Origin of the sequence: Thiosocius teredinicola, from assembly GCF_002009425.1 — a bacterium.
Taxonomy (GTDB): Bacteria; Pseudomonadota; Gammaproteobacteria; order Chromatiales; family Chromatiaceae; genus Thiosocius; species Thiosocius teredinicola.
Window position 1 is genome coordinate 4,759,724 of record NZ_CP019936.1, and the last position, 16,016, is coordinate 4,775,739.

The following is a 16,016-nucleotide window of genomic DNA, read 5'->3' on the forward strand; positions in this document are numbered from 1 at the left end:
GATACTTAGTGTCGATCACACACTAAATATTGTCAAGCATGCGCATCGTCTCGTTCAGGCAATCGATAGCAACACCTGAAAAAAGTAGTCGACCCTCGCATTTCCCGGTGCGCCTACTTGCAGGCGAACAACCTTAGTTCACGCCGAACGCATAGTAGCGAGGCGACACCATGATGCAACCGCGAACGTTGTATTGATCCTTGGAACAAGGATGACCACCGGCCACTGATAAGTGACGGCTTCGCGCAGACGCTGTGATTCTCGCTGAATACAGACGAGTGCGCTGTATGTCGGAAAGCGATGAGGCCCTGCCGAGCCTCACTTCATTATTCGACGGTTACCGATTTGGCCAGGTTACGCGGCTGATCGACGTCGGTACCTTTCAGAATCGCCACGTGATACGACAACAGCTGCAGCGGAATCGTGTACACGATCGGCGCGGTACCCGGGCAGATATCGTCCAACGTCAGGTTCTGATAGCGGTCGAGCGGGATCTTGATCTTCTTGTCACTGAACAGGAATAGTTCGCCGCCGCGTGCGCGCACCTCTTGCAGGTTGGACAGCACCTTTTCGAGCAACGGATCGTCAGGCAAGGCGCACACCACCGGCATGCGGTCGTCGACCAACGCCAAGGGCCCATGTTTGAGTTCGCCAGCCGGATAGGCCTCGGCATGGATGTACGAGATTTCTTTGAGCTTCAATGCGCCTTCCATGGCAATCGGGTAGAAGGTGCCACGGCCGAGGAACAGCGCGTTGTGCATATCGGCAAAAGACTGCGCCATTTCTTCGATGGCTTCGCTCAGTTTCAGAACGACTTCGACCTGGCGCGGCAGTGCCTGCAACTCGTCGACCCATTCTTTTTCCTGTTCAGCGTTCAAGCCGCGACGCTTGGCCAATGCGAGGGTCATCAGGCGTAGCGCGACGAGCTGGGTTGTGAACGCCTTGGTTGATGCGACGCCAATCTCGGGCCCGGCGCGGGTCATCAAGGCGACGTCGGACTCGCGCACCAAGGAACTCTCGGGGACGTTGCAGACGACGAGGCTGCCGATGTAACCGGACTGCTTAGCTTCGCGCAACGCCGCCAGCGTGTCCGCCGTTTCACCGGACTGCGAGATCGTGACGAACAAGGTGTCGGGCGAGACGAGCTTTTTGCGATAACGAAACTCGCTCGCAACCTCGATCTGGCAGGGTACGCCGACCTCTTCCAACCAGTATCGCGCCACCAGACCGGCATGGTAGCTGGTGCCGCAGGCGATGATCTGCACGGCCTTGGTCTTATCGAACAGTTCTTTGGCGACGTGGCCGAAGCTTTCTTCGAGCAACTTGCCCTGGTGGATACGGCCTTCGAGGGTTTCGGCGATCACGCCGGGCTGCTCGAAGATCTCCTTGAGCATGTAGTGCCGATATGGACCCTTCTCGGCATTGGACACGGAAAGCTGGCTGGTGCGTATTTCACGCTCAACAGCTTTGCCTTCGGCATCGAAGATGCTGACCCCGTCGCGCCGGATCTCGGCAAGGTCGCCCTCTTCAAGAAAGATGAAACGTTGGGTAACCGGCAGCAGGGCGAATACATCGGAAGCGATAAAGTGTTCGCCGACGCCCACACCAATGACCAGGGGACTACCGGCGCGGGTAACGACCATGTGGTCAGGGTCGTCCGGGCTGATGACCGCAAGCGCATAGGCACCGACCAAACGTTGGATCGCATTGCGCGTGGCGTCGGCGATGCTTTGGCCTTCAGCCAACAGCCCCGCCAGGAGATGGGCGATGACTTCGGTGTCGGTATCCGAGTTGAATTCGAAGCCTGCGGCCTGCAGGTCGGCTCGCAGCGCGGCGTGATTCTCGATGATGCCGTTATGCACGATCGCAACCTGCTCGCCGCTCATGTGCGGGTGGGCGTTGCGCTCGGCCGGCATGCCGTGTGTCGCCCAACGCGTGTGGGCGATACCGAGATTGCCCTCGACGGCACTTTGGTCCAACAGGTTTTGCAGCTCGGAGACTTTTCCGACCGAACGGATGCGCTGTAGACGTGCATCCGGATGACGCACGGCGATACCGGCCGAGTCGTAACCCCGGTACTCAAGCCGGCGTAAGCCCTCCATCAAGATGGGGACAACGTTGCGCTCTGCGATCGCACCAACAATACCGCACATACCATGCTCTCTCCTGCATCCTGCCGATCAAAGGGTGGTCATGCTGATCGGCGAACAATCTTTCGTGCTGCGGCAAGGCCATGGCCTTGAGACAACGACGGACGTCTACTTGTTCTTCTTGGTCGGCCGTTGCCAGTTCAAACTGAGTTGCTTGGCGCGCGTCAGTGTCAGCTTCTCATCCGGCGCATTCTTGCTGATCACCGATCCTGCGCCGATCGTCGCGCCGGCGCCGACGGTAACCGGAGCAACCAGTGCCGTGTTCGACCCGATAAAGGCGTTGTCTTCAATCACCGTACGGTGTTTGTTGGCACCGTCGTAGTTGCAGGTGATCGTGCCGGCGCCCACGTTCACGCCGGCACCGATGGTCGCGTCGCCAACGTAGCTCAGATGATTCACCTTGGAGCCCTGGCCGACGATCGACTTCTTGATTTCGACGAAGTTGCCGATGTGCGCGCCGCCGACCAGCTCGGCCCCGGGGCGCAGTCGCGCGAACGGACCGATCGTGCTTCCTGGCCCGACAATGGCCTCTTCGAGCACACAGTTCGGCTGGATCATGACGTCGTCGGCGATGCGCACATTGCGCAGTACGCAGTTGGCGCCGATGGTCACGTTGTTGCCGAGCTGAATGTCGCCCTCGAGGACGACATTGATGTCGATTTCGATGTCCTTGCCGTGTTCAACGCGGCCGCGAACATCGATGCGCGCCGGGTCACGCAAGGTAACGCCATTCAGCATCAGCTGTGTGGCGCAATGCTGTTGGTAAGCGCGTTCAAGCGTGGCGAGTTGCAAGCGATTGTTGACACCCTCGGCTTCGACCGGCGAGGCGGGTTGATGTACCTGCACATCGAAACCGTCGCCGACTGCCATCTCCAACACATCGGTCAGATAGTACTCGCCTTGTGCATTGGCATTCGACAGGCCGCTGAGCCAACGGGCGAGGGCGTCGCGCGGCAAGCACATGATGCCGGTGTTGACTTCGTCGATGGCCAACTCCTCGTTACCCGCATCCTTTTGTTCGACGATGCGCTGCACACGCCCGCCGTCGTTACGCACGATCCGGCCGTAACCGGTCGGATCCGCAAGCGTCACGGTAAGCAAGCCGAACCCCTGGCCGGTTTCGTCAATCAAGGTTCGCAGTGTCTCGACGCGCGTGAGCGGTACATCGCCGTACAGGACAAGCACTTGGCTTGCGCGTTCGAGTTGAGGCATAGCCTGCGCAACGGCGTGGCCGGTGCCGAGTTGTTCGGCTTGCTCGGCCCAGCGTAGATCGTCATGATCGGCGAAGGCTTGGCGAACGGCATCGCCGCCGTGACCGTAGACAACAACGATCTCAGCCGGATCGAGGGCGCGTGCGCAATCGATCACGTGACCCAACAGCGGCTTGTCCGCGAGACGGTGCAACACCTTCGGCAGGGCGGACTTCATCCGCGTACCCTGACCGGCCGCGAGAATCACAACGCCAAGACTCATCGCGCTACTCTGGCTTTAGTTGAGAGTGGGGTGGCCCGGCATCTCGACCGCATGGATGCCTGAAACCTGTTCTTCGCCTGGCTTGGCATCCCGTACCTCGGTGATCTTCACGCGAACCGTAAGATCCTTACCGGCCAACGGATGATTGCCATCGACGGTCAGATAGCCGTCCTCGATACGCGTGACGAAGAAGGTCTTCATCTCACCTTCCTCGTTCTGCATCTGCACCTCGGCGCCGAGCTCGCGAAACTGCGGAGGGACGTTATCGATCTCGTCGGTGAAGGTCAGGCTTGGATCGTGTTCTCCGAAACCCTTTTCCGGCGGCACATGGACTACAACCTCGTCACCTGCACGCTTACCGGCGACCGCTTTGTCCATGTCGCCGATCAGCTCGGTGTCGCTGCCGTACACGAATCCCAGCGGGATATCGTGCTGTTCGATGACTTGCCCCGCCTCATCTTCGATGCCGTAGGTCAAAGCTACATATTTGCCGGGCTTGATGATGTCGTCGCTCATGGTGGTCTGATCTTCGCTGGTCGTGATGGCGACGCCGGTGTCGCCGTCGATGTCGGTGAATTCTGGCCGATTTTTTCACCCGTTTGCGTGATTGCAGTCAATCGGCCAACGCGGCCCGGACGGGCACCGCAAACAAAACGGCCCTGGCGATCTGCACCGCCAGGGCCGTCTATCTTAACATCGCTCGTTGGCGCTTACCGGGTCTTGCGCAACCGCTCGATGGCGCGCAGCTGGGCCACCGCCTCTGCCAGTTCGACCTGCGCCTTGGCCAGATCGATATCCGCCGCATTGTTGGCGAGGGCGTCCTCGGCGCGACGCTTGGCGTCCTGGGCCGCGGCCTCGTCCAGGTCTGCAGCCCGGATACCGGTGTCAGCCAGTACCGTGACCTTGAACGGCTGTACCTCGATCATCCCGCCAGAGACATAGAAATGTTCCTGCGGTTTGCCGCTGCCCGGATCGACCCGCACTTCACCCGGCTTCAATTGGGTGACGAGCGGCGCGTGGCGAGGCGCGATACCGATTTCGCCCATCACGGCCGGCGCGTAGATCATCTCTCCCTGTCCGGAAAAGAGATGGCCTTCGGCGCTTACGATGTCGACGTGAATGGTCATTGCCATCGGGATTCTCCCAAACTCTGTCTAGACCCGCTGATCAGCTCTTCTCGGCTTTGGCGACGGCTTCGTCGACGTTGCCGCACATGTAGAAGGCCTGTTCCGGCAGGTGGTCGTATTCGCCGGCCAGGATCGCCTTGAAGTTGGCGATGGTCTCTTTCAGCGTGACGTACTTGCCGGGCGCGCCGGTGAACACTTCAGCAACGAAGAACGGCTGCGACAGGAAGCGCTGGATCTTACGAGCGCGCTGAACGACCAGTTTGTCGTCTTCCGACAGTTCGTCCATACCCAGAATCGCGATGATGTCCTTCAGTTCCTTATAGCGCTGCAGTACACCCTGTACGCCACGAGCCACTTCGTAATGCTCCTGACCAACAACGTGCGGGTCGAGGATACGCGAGGTCGAGTCGAGCGGGTCTACCGCGGGGTAGATACCCAGTTCCGCGACCTGACGCGACAGTACGAGGGTGGCGTCCAAGTGAGCGAAGGTGGTTGCCGGCGACGGGTCGGTCAAGTCATCCGCGGGAACGTATACGGCCTGGAATGACGTGATCGAGCCGGTCTTGGTCGAGGTGATGCGCTCCTGCAGTACACCCATCTCTTCAGCCAGGGTCGGCTGGTAGCCTACTGCCGACGGCATACGACCGAGCAGTGCGGATACCTCGGTACCGGCGAGGGTGTAACGGTAGATGTTGTCGACGAACATCAGAACGTCGCGGCCTTCATCACGGAAGTATTCCGCCATGGTCAGGCCGGTCAGTGCGACGCGCAGACGGTTGCCGGGCGGCTCGTTCATCTGGCCGTAAACCAGGGCTACCTTATCGAGTACGCCACCTTCGGACATCTCGTGGTAGAAGTCGTTACCTTCACGAGTACGCTCACCGACACCGGCGAATACCGAGAAGCCCGAGTGCTCGACCGCGATGTTACGGATCAGCTCCATCAGGGTTACGGTCTTACCTACACCAGCACCCCCGAACAGGCCAACCTTACCGCCTTTGGAGATCGGCATGATCAGGTCGATGACCTTGATGCCGGTTTCGAGGATCTCGGTGGTCGCTGCCTGGTCTTCAAGTTCAGGCGCCTTGCGGTGGATCGGCATGCGATCTTCAGTGCCGATCGGGCCGGCCTCGTCAACCGGGTTGCCGAGAACGTCCATGATGCGACCCAGGGTTGCCTGACCGACGGGCACCGAGATGGCGGCACCGGTGTTGGCCACTTCGACACCACGCTTCAGACCATCGGTGGAACCCATCGCGATGGTTCGTACAACGCCGTCACCCAGCTGCTGCTGCACTTCCAGCGTAAGGCCGACCGAATCGATCTTCAGTGCATCGTAAACCTTCGGCATTTCACCGCGCGGGAACTGAACGTCCACAACGGCGCCGATAATTTCCACGACATTACCCGTGCTCATTGGCATTTCCTCTTCGCTGCTGGGGCAGCGTCACAATCGTTAAAGTCTAAATTCGTTGTCAAAAGCGCTGGCTTACGACGATACAGCCGCGGCGCCGCCCACGATCTCGGAGATCTCCTGGGTGATGGCTGCCTGACGGGCCTTGTTGTAAATCAGCTGCAGTTCATCGATCAGGTTGCCGGCGTTGTCGGTTGCGGACTTCATCGCCACCATTCGCGCTGCCTGTTCACTGGCGCTGTTCTCGACAACCGCCTGGTAAACCAGCGATTCGATGTAACGGGTCAGCAGACCGTCGAGGACTTCTTTCGAGCCCGGCTCGTAGATGTAGTCCCAGTGGTGCTTGAGCTGTTCGGCGTCGTCACCCGCTGCCAACGGAACCAGCTGTTCGATGGTCGGCTTCTGCGTCATCGTGTTGACGAAGTCGTTGTACGCGATACGGATCTCGTCGATTTCGCCGGCCATGTAGGCATCGAGCATGACCTTGACCGTACCGACCAGGTCGTCGATGTGCGGTGCGTCGCCCAGATGGGTGATCTGCGCCGCAACCTTGCCGCCGACGCGACGGAAGAAGCCCAGCGCCTTGGTACCGATGGTGCAGAACTCGATCTCGGTGCCGGCATCACGCAAGGTACGGATCTCGCGCAACAGGCGACGGAACAGGTTGCTGTTCAGACCACCACACAGTCCGCGGTCGGACGAAACGATAATGAAACCGATCCGCTTGACCTCACGCGCATGCATGAACGGGTGCTTGTATTCCGGATTCGCCAGCGCAACGTGGCCGATAACCTGACGCATCTTTTCGGCATACGGGCGGGTAGCCTGCATCCGATCCTGCGCCTTGCGCATCTTGGACGCCGCGACCATCTCCATCGCACTCGTGATCTTCTGAGTACTTTTGACGGAGGCAATCTTTGTGCGGATTTCTTTAGCGCCTGCCATGTTTAACCTATCTTCCCGTTGGGTTGTTCAAGGTGCGAAACGTTGCCGTTTCGCACCTGGACAACATGCTGTTACCAGGTGTTGTTGGCCTTGAAGTCTTTCAAAGCGTCGTGGAAAGCCGACTCAAGGTCGTCATTCCAGTCACCTTCAGCATTCACCTTGGCAACCAGGTCGGCCTGGTGTGCTGCCATGTAGCTGTGCAGCGCCGCTTCGAAATCGACGACCTTGTTGACGTCAACATCATCGAGGTAACCCTCGTTGGCGGCGAACAGCGAGATCGCCATGTCGGCAATCGACAGCGGCGAATACTGCTGCTGCTTCATCAGCTCGGTTACACGCTGACCGCGCTCGAGCTGCTTACGGGTAGCTTCGTCAAGGTCAGACGCGAACTGCGAGAACGCTGCCAGTTCGCGGTACTGAGCGAGTGCCAGACGTACACCGCCACCCAGCTTCTTGATGATCTTGGTCTGGGCCGAACCACCGACACGCGAGACCGACAAACCGGCGTTGATGGCCGGACGCAGACCTGCAGCGAACAGATCCGATTCGAGGAAGATCTGACCGTCGGTGATCGAGATAACGTTGGTCGGTACGAACGCCGATACGTCACCAGCCTGGGTCTCGATGATCGGCAGCGCGGTCAATGAACCGGTCTGGCCTTTGACTTCACCGTTGGTGAACTTCTCGACATAGTCGGCGTTGACGCGAGCTGCACGCTCAAGCAGACGCGAGTGCAGGTAGAAGACGTCACCCGGGTAGGCTTCACGACCCGGCGGACGACGCAGCAGCAGCGATACCTGGCGGTAGGCCCAGGCCTGCTTGGTCAAGTCATCATAGATGATCAGAGCATCTTCGCCGCGGTCGCGGAAGTACTCACCCATGGTGCAACCGGAGTACGGCGCGATGAACTGCATCGCGGCCGAGTCGGCAGCCGGCGCCGAAACGATGATGGTGTGATCCATCGCATCGTGCTCTTCGAGCTTGCGTACCAGCGCGGCAACGGTCGAGTTCTTCTGACCGACGGCGACGTAGATACACTTAACGCCGGTGCCTTTCTGGTTGATGATCGCGTCGATTGCGATGGCCGACTTACCGGTCTGACGGTCGCCGATGATCAGCTCGCGCTGGCCGCGGCCGATCGGCACCATGGCGTCGATAGCCTTGATACCGGTCTGCACCGGCTGGTCGACCGATTTACGCTCGATAACGCCAGGCGCGATGGCTTCGATCGGCGCCGACAGGTCGGCATTGATCGGGCCTTTGCCGTCCATTGGACGACCCAGCGCGTCGACGACGCGGCCGAGCAGCTGCGGGCCGATCGGCACTTCGAGTACGCGACCGGTACACTTGACCGAATCGCCTTCCGAGATGTGTTTGTAGTCACCCAGAACAACCGCACCGACCGAGTCACGCTCGAGGTTGAGCGCCAGGCCGTAGGTGTTGCCGGGGAATTCCAGCATCTCGTAAGACATGACATCTGCCAGGCCGTGGATGCGGACGATACCGTCGGTTACGGAAACCACGGTGCCTTCGTTGTGAGCTTCAGAAGTGAGATCGAATTTCTCGATCTTGCTCTTGATCAGCTCGCTGATCTCGGAGGGATTCAGTTGCATGGTTGCTTACCCAATTAGATTCCTAATTCGTTAGCCAGTTGGCCGAGCTGTCCGGACACCGAGCCGTCGATCACCATGTCACCAGCAGTGAGGCGGAAGCCACCGATGAGCTCGGGGTCCTGTTCGCTGGTGATGCGGATCTCGCGGCCGAGCTTTTTCTTCAGTGCCTCGGCGAGCTGCTTTTCCTGCGCCGGCTGAAGCGCGAAAGCGGAGGTCACGTGCACATCGAGTGTGCCTTCGTGCTCGGCTTTGCGCTGCTCGTACAAGGCCGCAATTTCGGGTAGCACCGAAAGACGACGGTTCTCGACCAACAGCTTCACGAAGTTCTGGCCTTCGTCACTGAGGCGGGCACCGCCGATGTCGAGCATCAGCTCGGCCATTTGCGACTTGTCAAGTTTCGGACTGGCGATCAGTCCGGATAGCGCCGGATCTTTAGCGGCAAGCGCGAGTAGCTCGAGCATGTCCGACCAGAGGTCCAGTTTGTCGGTTTCGACCGCACGCGCGAAGATGGCTTCGGCGTAGGGTCTGGCGATGGTTGTAGCGTCTCCAGCCATGAGCTTGCCTTAGATCTGGTTAGCCACAGATTCGACGATGTCTTTATGCGCATCGGCGTTGATCTCTTTACGCAGGATTTTCTCCGCACCCATGACTGCCAGTTCGGCAACCTTGGAACGCAAGACCTCGCGGGCCTTGTTGGTTTCCTGTTCGATCTCTGCCTGAGCGGCGGCCAGCTGACGTTTGCCTTCTTCTTTGGCTTTGTCACGAGCCTCTTCGACGATCATCGCAGCCTGCTTTTCGGCATTGGCTTTGATTTCGGCGGCCTGTTGTTTGGCTTTGTGCAACTCTTCAGTGGCACGTTCCTGCGCGAGCTGTTGCTCGTGCTGACCGCGTTCTGCGGCAGCCAGGCCTTCAGCGATCTTGGCTTTACGCTCGTCCATCGCTTTGACCAGCGGGGGCCAGACATACTTCATGGTGAACCAAACGAACACCGCGAAGGACACCAGCTGGGCAATAAGTGTCAGGTTGATATTCATCCCGAAACCTCGTTAAGACGAGTTGAAACAGTTCGTATCCGTTAAAGGGCGAACAGTACGTACATGCCAAGACCCACAGCGATCATCGGCACGGCGTCGGTCAGACCCATAACGATGAAGAACTGGGTACGCAGCATGGGGATGAGTTCCGGCTGACGAGCAGCACCTTCCAAGAAGCGACCACCGAGGACGCCGATACCGATGGCGGCACCGACCGCGCCCAGGCCCAACATGAGCGCCGCAGCGATGACCAGCAGAGCTTGTGCCATTTCCATGATTGTCTCCCGTTAATTCAATCAGGTAGTTAAAAGAAAAAAGAAATCAGTGATGTTCAGAATGCGCCATATCCAGATAAACGATGGTCAGCGTCATGAAGATGAACGCCTGCAACGTGATGATCAGGATATGGAAGATCGCCCAGCCAAGCTGCAGGAATCCACCGAAGATTCCGAGCGCCCAACCGGCGCTGTACATGACCGCGATCAGAATGAAGATCATCTCGCCGGCGTACATGTTGCCGAACAGACGCAGGGCGAGAGAGACGGGCTTGGCGATCAGGTTGACGCCTTCGAGCACCAGGTTGATAACCATGAAAAACGGCTTGAGCAGCGGGTTCTTGGTTTCGAACGGCATGCCGGTCAGTTCACCGACAAAACCACCGACACCCTTGATCTTGATGCTGTAGAAGAGGATCAGCATGAACACGCCGATCGCCAGCGCGAAGGTGATATTGGGATCGGTTGTCGGCACGACCTTCATGAAGTGGATACCCAGCAGGCCACTCAACCACGGAATCACATCCACCGGCACCAGGTCCATCAGGTTCATCAGGAAGACCCAGGCGAAAATGGTCAGGGCCAGCGGTGCGACCATGTCGTTCTTGCCCGAAAACGATCCGCGGACGCTGTCGTTGACGAAATCGATGATCATCTCGACGAAATTCTGCAGGCCGGCAGGGACACCGGCGGTCGCCTTGCTGGCGGCCTTCATGAAGAAATAACCGAACACGACCGCGAGAATGACCGACCAGAACATCGAATCCAGATGGATGGCCCAGAAGCCCATCTCTTTGGCTTCTTCGGCGCTGTGCGCGACACCCCAGTGGCCATCGGGGAACTTGCCAAACGTCAGGTTGGTCAAGTGGTGCTTGATGTATTCACCGGAGGTAATCGTCTCAGAGCCAGCCATCTTGTCTTTTCTCTTTTGCGTTCAACCGGCGATGCGGTTCGCCAGTAACGGAGGTAAAACCTGTACTACAAAAAAGGCCCCAAACAGAGCCAGCGGACTTAGCGGATCAAACCAGATGATCACGACCGCAAACACCGCGGCGATAAACGCCAGCTTAATAAACTCGCCACCGTAAAACTGGGAAACCAGCTTGCCGGGTTCGCCGGCGCGGTAGCGACCAAACACCCAGTAAGCGAACAGGGCGTTGGCGATGGTCGCTGTAGCTCCGCCGAGGAGCGCAAAAAAGCCCGCTCGCAGGCCGAAAAGTAGGCCAACGAGAGTGACGATTATTGTGGCAACCGCCTGTGCGACCAGGATCCGTCTGGCTCGATGCGCATCGAGGTTCTGCATCTGCTGCATGAGATCGTGCTATTGACCGAGCCACCGAAAGCGCGCGCAGTATAAGAATTCCGCGGTATAAGGTCAAACGATCGTCTGATAAAAAACCTAAAGGGTAATCCCGCGGTTTTTAACGTTTTTTACCTGATTTTTTTACTCAGGAATCAGCGGATGTGATCGAGAATCCCCTCGAGCTCTTCGAGGGTGTTGTAGCTGATCACCAGCCGGCCTTTGCCGCCGGCACCCTGCTGCAGGGCCACCTTGGCACCGAGTTTGTCGGTGAGATCGGCCAGCAGGCGACGCACATCGGGATCTTCTTCGGCCGGGGCGGCGGCCGCCGCAGCCGGCTTGGGTTGGGAAAGACGGCGCACCAGCGCTTCGGTTTCGCGTACCGACAAGCCCTTGGCCGCGACCTGCTTGGCGGCATCCAGCTGCATCTTGCCGCTGAGTGCGAGCAGGGCGCGCGCATGTCCCATCTCGAGTTGTCCGCCCTCGACCATTGCCTTTACCTCGCCCTCGAGGTCGAGCAGCCGGATCAGGTTGGTCACCGTGGTGCGCGACTTGCCGACGGCCTGCGCGACCTGCTGGTGGGTCAGTTCGAACTCATTGAGCAAGCGATGTAACGCTGTGGCTTCTTCCAGCGGATTGAGGTCGTCGCGCTGGATGTTCTCAATCAGCGCCATGGCCATCGCGGCTTGGTCGTCGACCTCGCGGATGACGACAGGTATCTCGGACAGGCCGGCGAGTTGGGCCGCACGCCAACGCCGTTCGCCGGCAATGATCTCGTATTTTTTCTCACCAATCGGACGCACGACGATCGGTTGCACCAATCCCTGCGCGGTGATCGAGTCGGCGAGTTCGCGCAGCTTGTCTTCGTCGAAGTTGCGCCGCGGTTGATAACGACCGCGCTGGATCAGATCGACGGCGAGAGAATTCGTTGCAGCTGACGCTGCCGGGCTTTCGTTGGCGGCTACGTCATTCTGCGCAGCAGCGGCAGGTTGCGAGGCACCCAACAAGGCGTCGAGTCCGCGTCCGAGACCTCTTTTTTTTACCATGATCAGGCCGGCGTATTGGTCGGTTGGGGAATGTGTCGACGAGTCATTTCGCTGGCCAATGCCATGTAGCTGATCGCGCCGCGCGAGGCTCTATCATACAGCATCACCGGCAAGCCATGACTGGGTGCCTCGGCGACGCGCACGTTGCGCGGGATGATCGTACGGAACACCTTGTCGCCGAAATGCTGAATCAGCTGCGCTGAAACCTGGTTATCGAGGTTGTTGCGCGGGTCGTGCATGGTGCGCAGGATGCCTTCGATCTCGAGCCGCGGATTGCGGTGTTCCTTGATCTGCTGCACGGTCGAGCGCAGTGCCGACAGGCCTTCCAGTGCGTAATACTCGGTCTGCAAGGGGACCAGTACGCCGTCGGCAGCAACCAAGGCATTCAAGGTCAGCATGTTCAGCGAAGGCGGGCAGTCGATGAGGATGTAATCGTAGCTGTCCTTGACTGGCGCAAGTGCCTGCTCGAGGTGCTTCTCGCGCATTGGCGCATCGAGCAGTTGTACCTCGGCGGCAGTCAGGTCGCCGTTAGATGGCAACACATCGTAGCCCGCTTCACTGCGTGCCAGGCAATCGGCCAACGGCACTTCGCCCATCAAGGCTTCGAGGGTGGTGTTCTCCGACGCATGCTTGTCGATGCCACTGCCGGTCGTCGCGTTGCCTTGCGGATCGATATCGACGAGCAGCACGCGCTGTTTCATCGCCGCCAGTGCGGCAGCCGTATTCACGGCCGTCGTGGTTTTGCCCACGCCGCCTTTCTGGTTGGCAACTGCGATTATTCGTCCCATGGTGGTCACGCTCGGATGTGTCTTCTGCCGCCCGCCGTGTGGCCGGACCGACAATCATAACCACGCAGCGGAAAAAAGACAGCCACTCAACCGGTAGACCGGACGCGCGAGGCGACCACGAGGTGGCGCCGCCCTACCTCGCCCGGCACGGTCAACGGATGGATCTCCGCTTGGTATTGCGAAGGCAGTTCGGCAACCTCGGCGTTCGGCCGGGCGCCTTTCATGACCAGCCACTTGCCATCGCCCGCCAACAGCGCTCGGGTGCAGGCGACCACATCGGCCAGCGTCGCGACCGCCCTGGCCGTGATGCAGGCGTAGTGGCCCGGACGCTGCAACGCCTCGGCGCGGGAATGCACGACTTCGACGTTCGGCAGACCCAGGTCGGTGACGACCTGGCGCACGAAGCGGGTCTTCTTGCCGTTGCTATCAAGCAACGTGCATTCGATATCCGGTCGCACGATGGCCAGCGGTATGCCAGGCAGCCCCGCCCCGGTGCCGACATCGAGCAGCGGGCCTTTGTCCACCCACGGCAAGATCGACAGGCTGTCCAACAGGTGCTTGGGCACCATCTGGCGTGGATCACGAACGGCGGTCAGGTTGTAGGTGCGGTTCCATTTTTCCAGCAAACCGAGAAACGCCAGCAAGGTTTCCTGCCGGCCGCTCTCGATCGGCAGATGCATGACGTCGAGCCCTTCGGCCAGCTGGCGCAGCCAGGCAACCTGATAATTCACTTGTGTACGCATGGGCGAATTCTAACCAAACCGAGGGGGCCCCCGCTGTTAAGATGCGTAATCGATCCGATTCGGAGAAAGGCGCATGCGCAAACTCTACGGTGTCACTCAATCGCGGGCATTTCGGCCACTGTGGGTAATGCATGAGCTGGGGCTCGATTTTGAGCAGGTGCCGCTGGATTTTCGCGGCGATGATCTGCGCGCTGCCGACTACCTGGCGCTAAACCCGAACGGTCGTATTCCAACGCTGGTCGACGACGATTTCGTTTTGTGGGAATCGATGGCGATCACGCTCTATCTGGCCCGCAAATACGACAACACCGGACTGCTGTGGCCGAGCTCGGTCGAGGGCGAGGCTCGCGCGTGGCAATGGTCATTCTGGGTCATGACCGAGGTCGAAGCGCCGCTCCTGAGCGTGCTGATGCACACCCGCGTGTTACCGGAGGAAAAGCGCAAGCCGGAGAAAGCAAAACGCGACCTCGGCTTGCTGAAGGCGCCATTCAGTGTTCTCGAGAAATCGCTGCACGACCGCGACTACCTGCTCGGCGAGGCGTTCAGCATTGCCGACCTGAACGTGGCAGCGGTGATGTCATGGTGCAAGCCGGCACGCGTCGTAACCCGCGACTACCCGAACCTGGATGACTGGCTGAAACGCTGCCTGGCGCGGCCTGCGCGAAAAGCCGCGCAGAAGACGTGAACGATCGCGACAAGAAACCGACCGCCGAACGTTTTCTGTGGCTGCTGAGTTTCGCCGCGGCCCTGTCGTTCGCCGCATGGCAGACCCTGCTGAACAACTTTGCGGTCGAACGGGCTGCTTTCACCGGCGTGGAGATCGGCATCCTGCAGAGCCTGCGTGAAGTGCCCGGGTTTCTCGCGTTCACCACGGTGTTCGTGTTGCTTGTGCTGCGCGAACAAACCTTCGCAGTGCTGGCAATCGCCGTACTTGGCATTGGTGTCGCGTTAACCGGGTTCTTTCCGCAAGAGTATGCGTTCTATGCCACCACCGTGTTGATGTCGGTGGGCTTCCACTACTTCTTCACCGTACAGAAATCGCTGGTGCTGCAGTGGGTTTCGGTCGAGCGAACACCGCTCACGTTGGGGCGGATATCTGCAGCGCGCTCGTATGCCGCGATCTGTGCGTTCGCTGTGATCTGGGTCGGTATCGAACTGTGGGCGATCGACTATCGCTGGCTCTACCTGCTCGCCGGTGCCGGCACTGTCGCCCTGGCCGTTTGGTGCTGGCGCGCCTTTCCGCGGTTCTCGCACGCCGTGCCACAGCACAAACACCTGGTTATGCGCCGGCGTTATTGGCTGTATTACGCACTGACCTTCATGAGCGGTGCGCGGCGTCAGATCTTCATTGTCTTTGCCGGTTTCCTTATGGTCGAAAAGTTCGGCTTTTCAGCCTCGGACATCGCCGCGCTGTTCCTGATCAATCACCTGATCAACACCTGGGCGGCGCCGCGTATCGGCCGTTTCGTGGAACGCTGGGGTGAACGCAGCGCACTGTCGATCGAGTACCTTGGACTGATCGTGATCTTTACGTCATACGCGTTCGTCGAGTCGGCGTGGTGGGCCGCGGGACTGTTCGTGCTCGACCACCTGTTGTTCGCGATGGCGATAGCGATCGAGAGCTACTTTAAAAAGATCGCCGACCCGCAGGACATGGCATCGACCGCCGGCGTCTCGTTCACGATCAACCACATCGCAGCCGTGGTCATCCCGGTGGTGTTCGGCGTGATCTGGCTGCAGTCTCACGCGGCGGTGTTTCTGTTGGGTGCGGCCATGGCAGCGGGCTCTTTGGCACTCGCCCGACGGGTACCTGCCGATCCCGGCCCTGAAGCTGTTGCCGTGCCGATTGCAAACAGGTTGCGCAGTCGACGGGTGGCGGAAACCACCTCGCTCGCCCGCGAAGTACCTCCGGCCGATTAATCCTCTCCGTCTCCCTGTCAGTCGGCGGACAGGAACAAAATTCCCTGCAAACGCGATTTGATTTCAAGGTCGCGCTTCCGCGGCCGCCATATTTCAGGATGCGGGGTCCTATCGACCCAAGGGGAAACGCATGCATGGACACGTCATCAATCCGGAAGGCCGCGGTCGCTGCCTCTTGTCGCCTGTAG

The 16,016-nt window shown here is 59.5% G+C and carries 17 protein-coding genes; 2 read left to right on the top strand and 15 right to left on the bottom strand.

What is annotated here, in order from left to right:
• Positions 1–326: 326 nt before the first annotated feature.
• The 15 genes from glmS to rsmG form a co-directional block, all read right to left on the bottom strand.
• Positions 327–2,153 carry a glutamine--fructose-6-phosphate transaminase (isomerizing) gene (gene glmS, locus B1781_RS22545; protein ID WP_078121821.1) on the bottom strand — a complete coding sequence of 609 codons (1,827 nt, stop codon included), beginning with the start codon at positions 2,151–2,153 and terminating at the stop codon, positions 327–329.
• A 105-nt stretch (positions 2,154–2,258) separates the two neighbouring features.
• On the bottom strand, positions 2,259–3,623 hold the full coding sequence (gene glmU, locus B1781_RS22550) for a bifunctional UDP-N-acetylglucosamine diphosphorylase/glucosamine-1-phosphate N-acetyltransferase GlmU (RefSeq protein WP_078121822.1): 1,365 nt from the start codon (positions 3,621–3,623) through the stop codon (positions 2,259–2,261).
• Positions 3,624–3,638: 15 nt separating this feature from the next.
• Positions 3,639–4,139, bottom strand: coding sequence for an FKBP-type peptidyl-prolyl cis-trans isomerase (locus B1781_RS22555; RefSeq protein WP_078121823.1), 501 nt, complete (start codon positions 4,137–4,139; stop codon positions 3,639–3,641).
• Positions 4,140–4,333: 194 nt separating this feature from the next.
• The gene (locus tag B1781_RS22560; RefSeq protein ID WP_078121824.1) at positions 4,334–4,756 is read right to left on the bottom strand and encodes a F0F1 ATP synthase subunit epsilon; all 423 of its coding nucleotides are present in this window, start codon (positions 4,754–4,756) and stop codon (positions 4,334–4,336) included.
• Positions 4,757–4,790: 34 nt separating this feature from the next.
• A complete protein-coding gene (gene atpD, locus B1781_RS22565; RefSeq protein WP_078121825.1) occupies positions 4,791–6,167 on the bottom strand; it encodes a F0F1 ATP synthase subunit beta in 1,377 nt (458 codons plus the stop codon).
• Positions 6,168–6,239: 72 nt separating this feature from the next.
• Positions 6,240–7,109, bottom strand: coding sequence for a F0F1 ATP synthase subunit gamma (gene atpG / locus B1781_RS22570; protein ID WP_078121826.1), 870 nt, complete (start codon positions 7,107–7,109; stop codon positions 6,240–6,242).
• A 71-nt stretch (positions 7,110–7,180) separates the two neighbouring features.
• Positions 7,181–8,722 carry a F0F1 ATP synthase subunit alpha gene (gene atpA / locus B1781_RS22575; protein WP_078121827.1) on the bottom strand — a complete coding sequence of 514 codons (1,542 nt, stop codon included), beginning with the start codon at positions 8,720–8,722 and terminating at the stop codon, positions 7,181–7,183.
• Positions 8,723–8,736: 14 nt separating this feature from the next.
• Entirely contained in the window at positions 8,737–9,276 is a 540-nt protein-coding gene (locus B1781_RS22580) for a F0F1 ATP synthase subunit delta (RefSeq protein ID WP_078121828.1), read from the bottom strand.
• 9 nt (positions 9,277–9,285) lie between these two features.
• Entirely contained in the window at positions 9,286–9,756 is a 471-nt protein-coding gene (locus B1781_RS22585) for a F0F1 ATP synthase subunit B (protein ID WP_078121829.1), read from the bottom strand.
• Positions 9,757–9,797: 41 nt separating this feature from the next.
• Complete coding sequence (gene atpE / locus B1781_RS22590) at positions 9,798–10,031, bottom strand: F0F1 ATP synthase subunit C (protein ID WP_078121830.1); 234 nt, start codon at positions 10,029–10,031, stop codon at positions 9,798–9,800.
• Positions 10,032–10,077: 46 nt separating this feature from the next.
• Positions 10,078–10,944, bottom strand: a complete 867-nt coding sequence (gene atpB, locus B1781_RS22595) for a F0F1 ATP synthase subunit A (protein WP_078121831.1) — start codon at positions 10,942–10,944, stop codon at positions 10,078–10,080.
• A 21-nt stretch (positions 10,945–10,965) separates the two neighbouring features.
• Positions 10,966–11,343 carry an ATP synthase subunit I gene (locus B1781_RS22600; protein ID WP_078121832.1) on the bottom strand — a complete coding sequence of 126 codons (378 nt, stop codon included), beginning with the start codon at positions 11,341–11,343 and terminating at the stop codon, positions 10,966–10,968.
• Between the two features lie 143 nt (positions 11,344–11,486).
• Positions 11,487–12,377: a ParB/RepB/Spo0J family partition protein gene (locus tag B1781_RS22605; RefSeq protein ID WP_078121833.1), complete on the bottom strand. Its 891-nt coding sequence runs from the start codon at positions 12,375–12,377 to the stop codon at positions 11,487–11,489.
• Positions 12,378–12,379: 2 nt separating this feature from the next.
• Positions 12,380–13,165 (bottom strand): ParA family protein, encoded by a 786-nt coding sequence (locus tag B1781_RS22610; protein WP_078121834.1) that lies wholly within the window; start codon positions 13,163–13,165, stop codon positions 12,380–12,382.
• Between the two features lie 86 nt (positions 13,166–13,251).
• Positions 13,252–13,908 carry a 16S rRNA (guanine(527)-N(7))-methyltransferase RsmG gene (gene rsmG / locus B1781_RS22615; RefSeq protein WP_078121835.1) on the bottom strand — a complete coding sequence of 219 codons (657 nt, stop codon included), beginning with the start codon at positions 13,906–13,908 and terminating at the stop codon, positions 13,252–13,254.
• Between the two features lie 73 nt (positions 13,909–13,981).
• Here rsmG and B1781_RS22620 point away from each other — a divergent pair, with 73 nt between their 5' ends.
• Together B1781_RS22620 and B1781_RS22625 are read left to right on the top strand one after the other, a co-directional pair.
• Positions 13,982–14,593: a glutathione S-transferase family protein gene (locus B1781_RS22620; RefSeq protein WP_078121836.1), complete on the top strand. Its 612-nt coding sequence runs from the start codon at positions 13,982–13,984 to the stop codon at positions 14,591–14,593.
• The gene (locus B1781_RS22625) at positions 14,590–15,828 is read left to right on the top strand and encodes an MFS transporter (protein WP_174575424.1); all 1,239 of its coding nucleotides are present in this window, start codon (positions 14,590–14,592) and stop codon (positions 15,826–15,828) included. Before B1781_RS22620 ends, B1781_RS22625 begins: the two co-directional genes overlap by 4 nt.
• Positions 15,829–16,016: the final 188 nt, after the last annotated feature.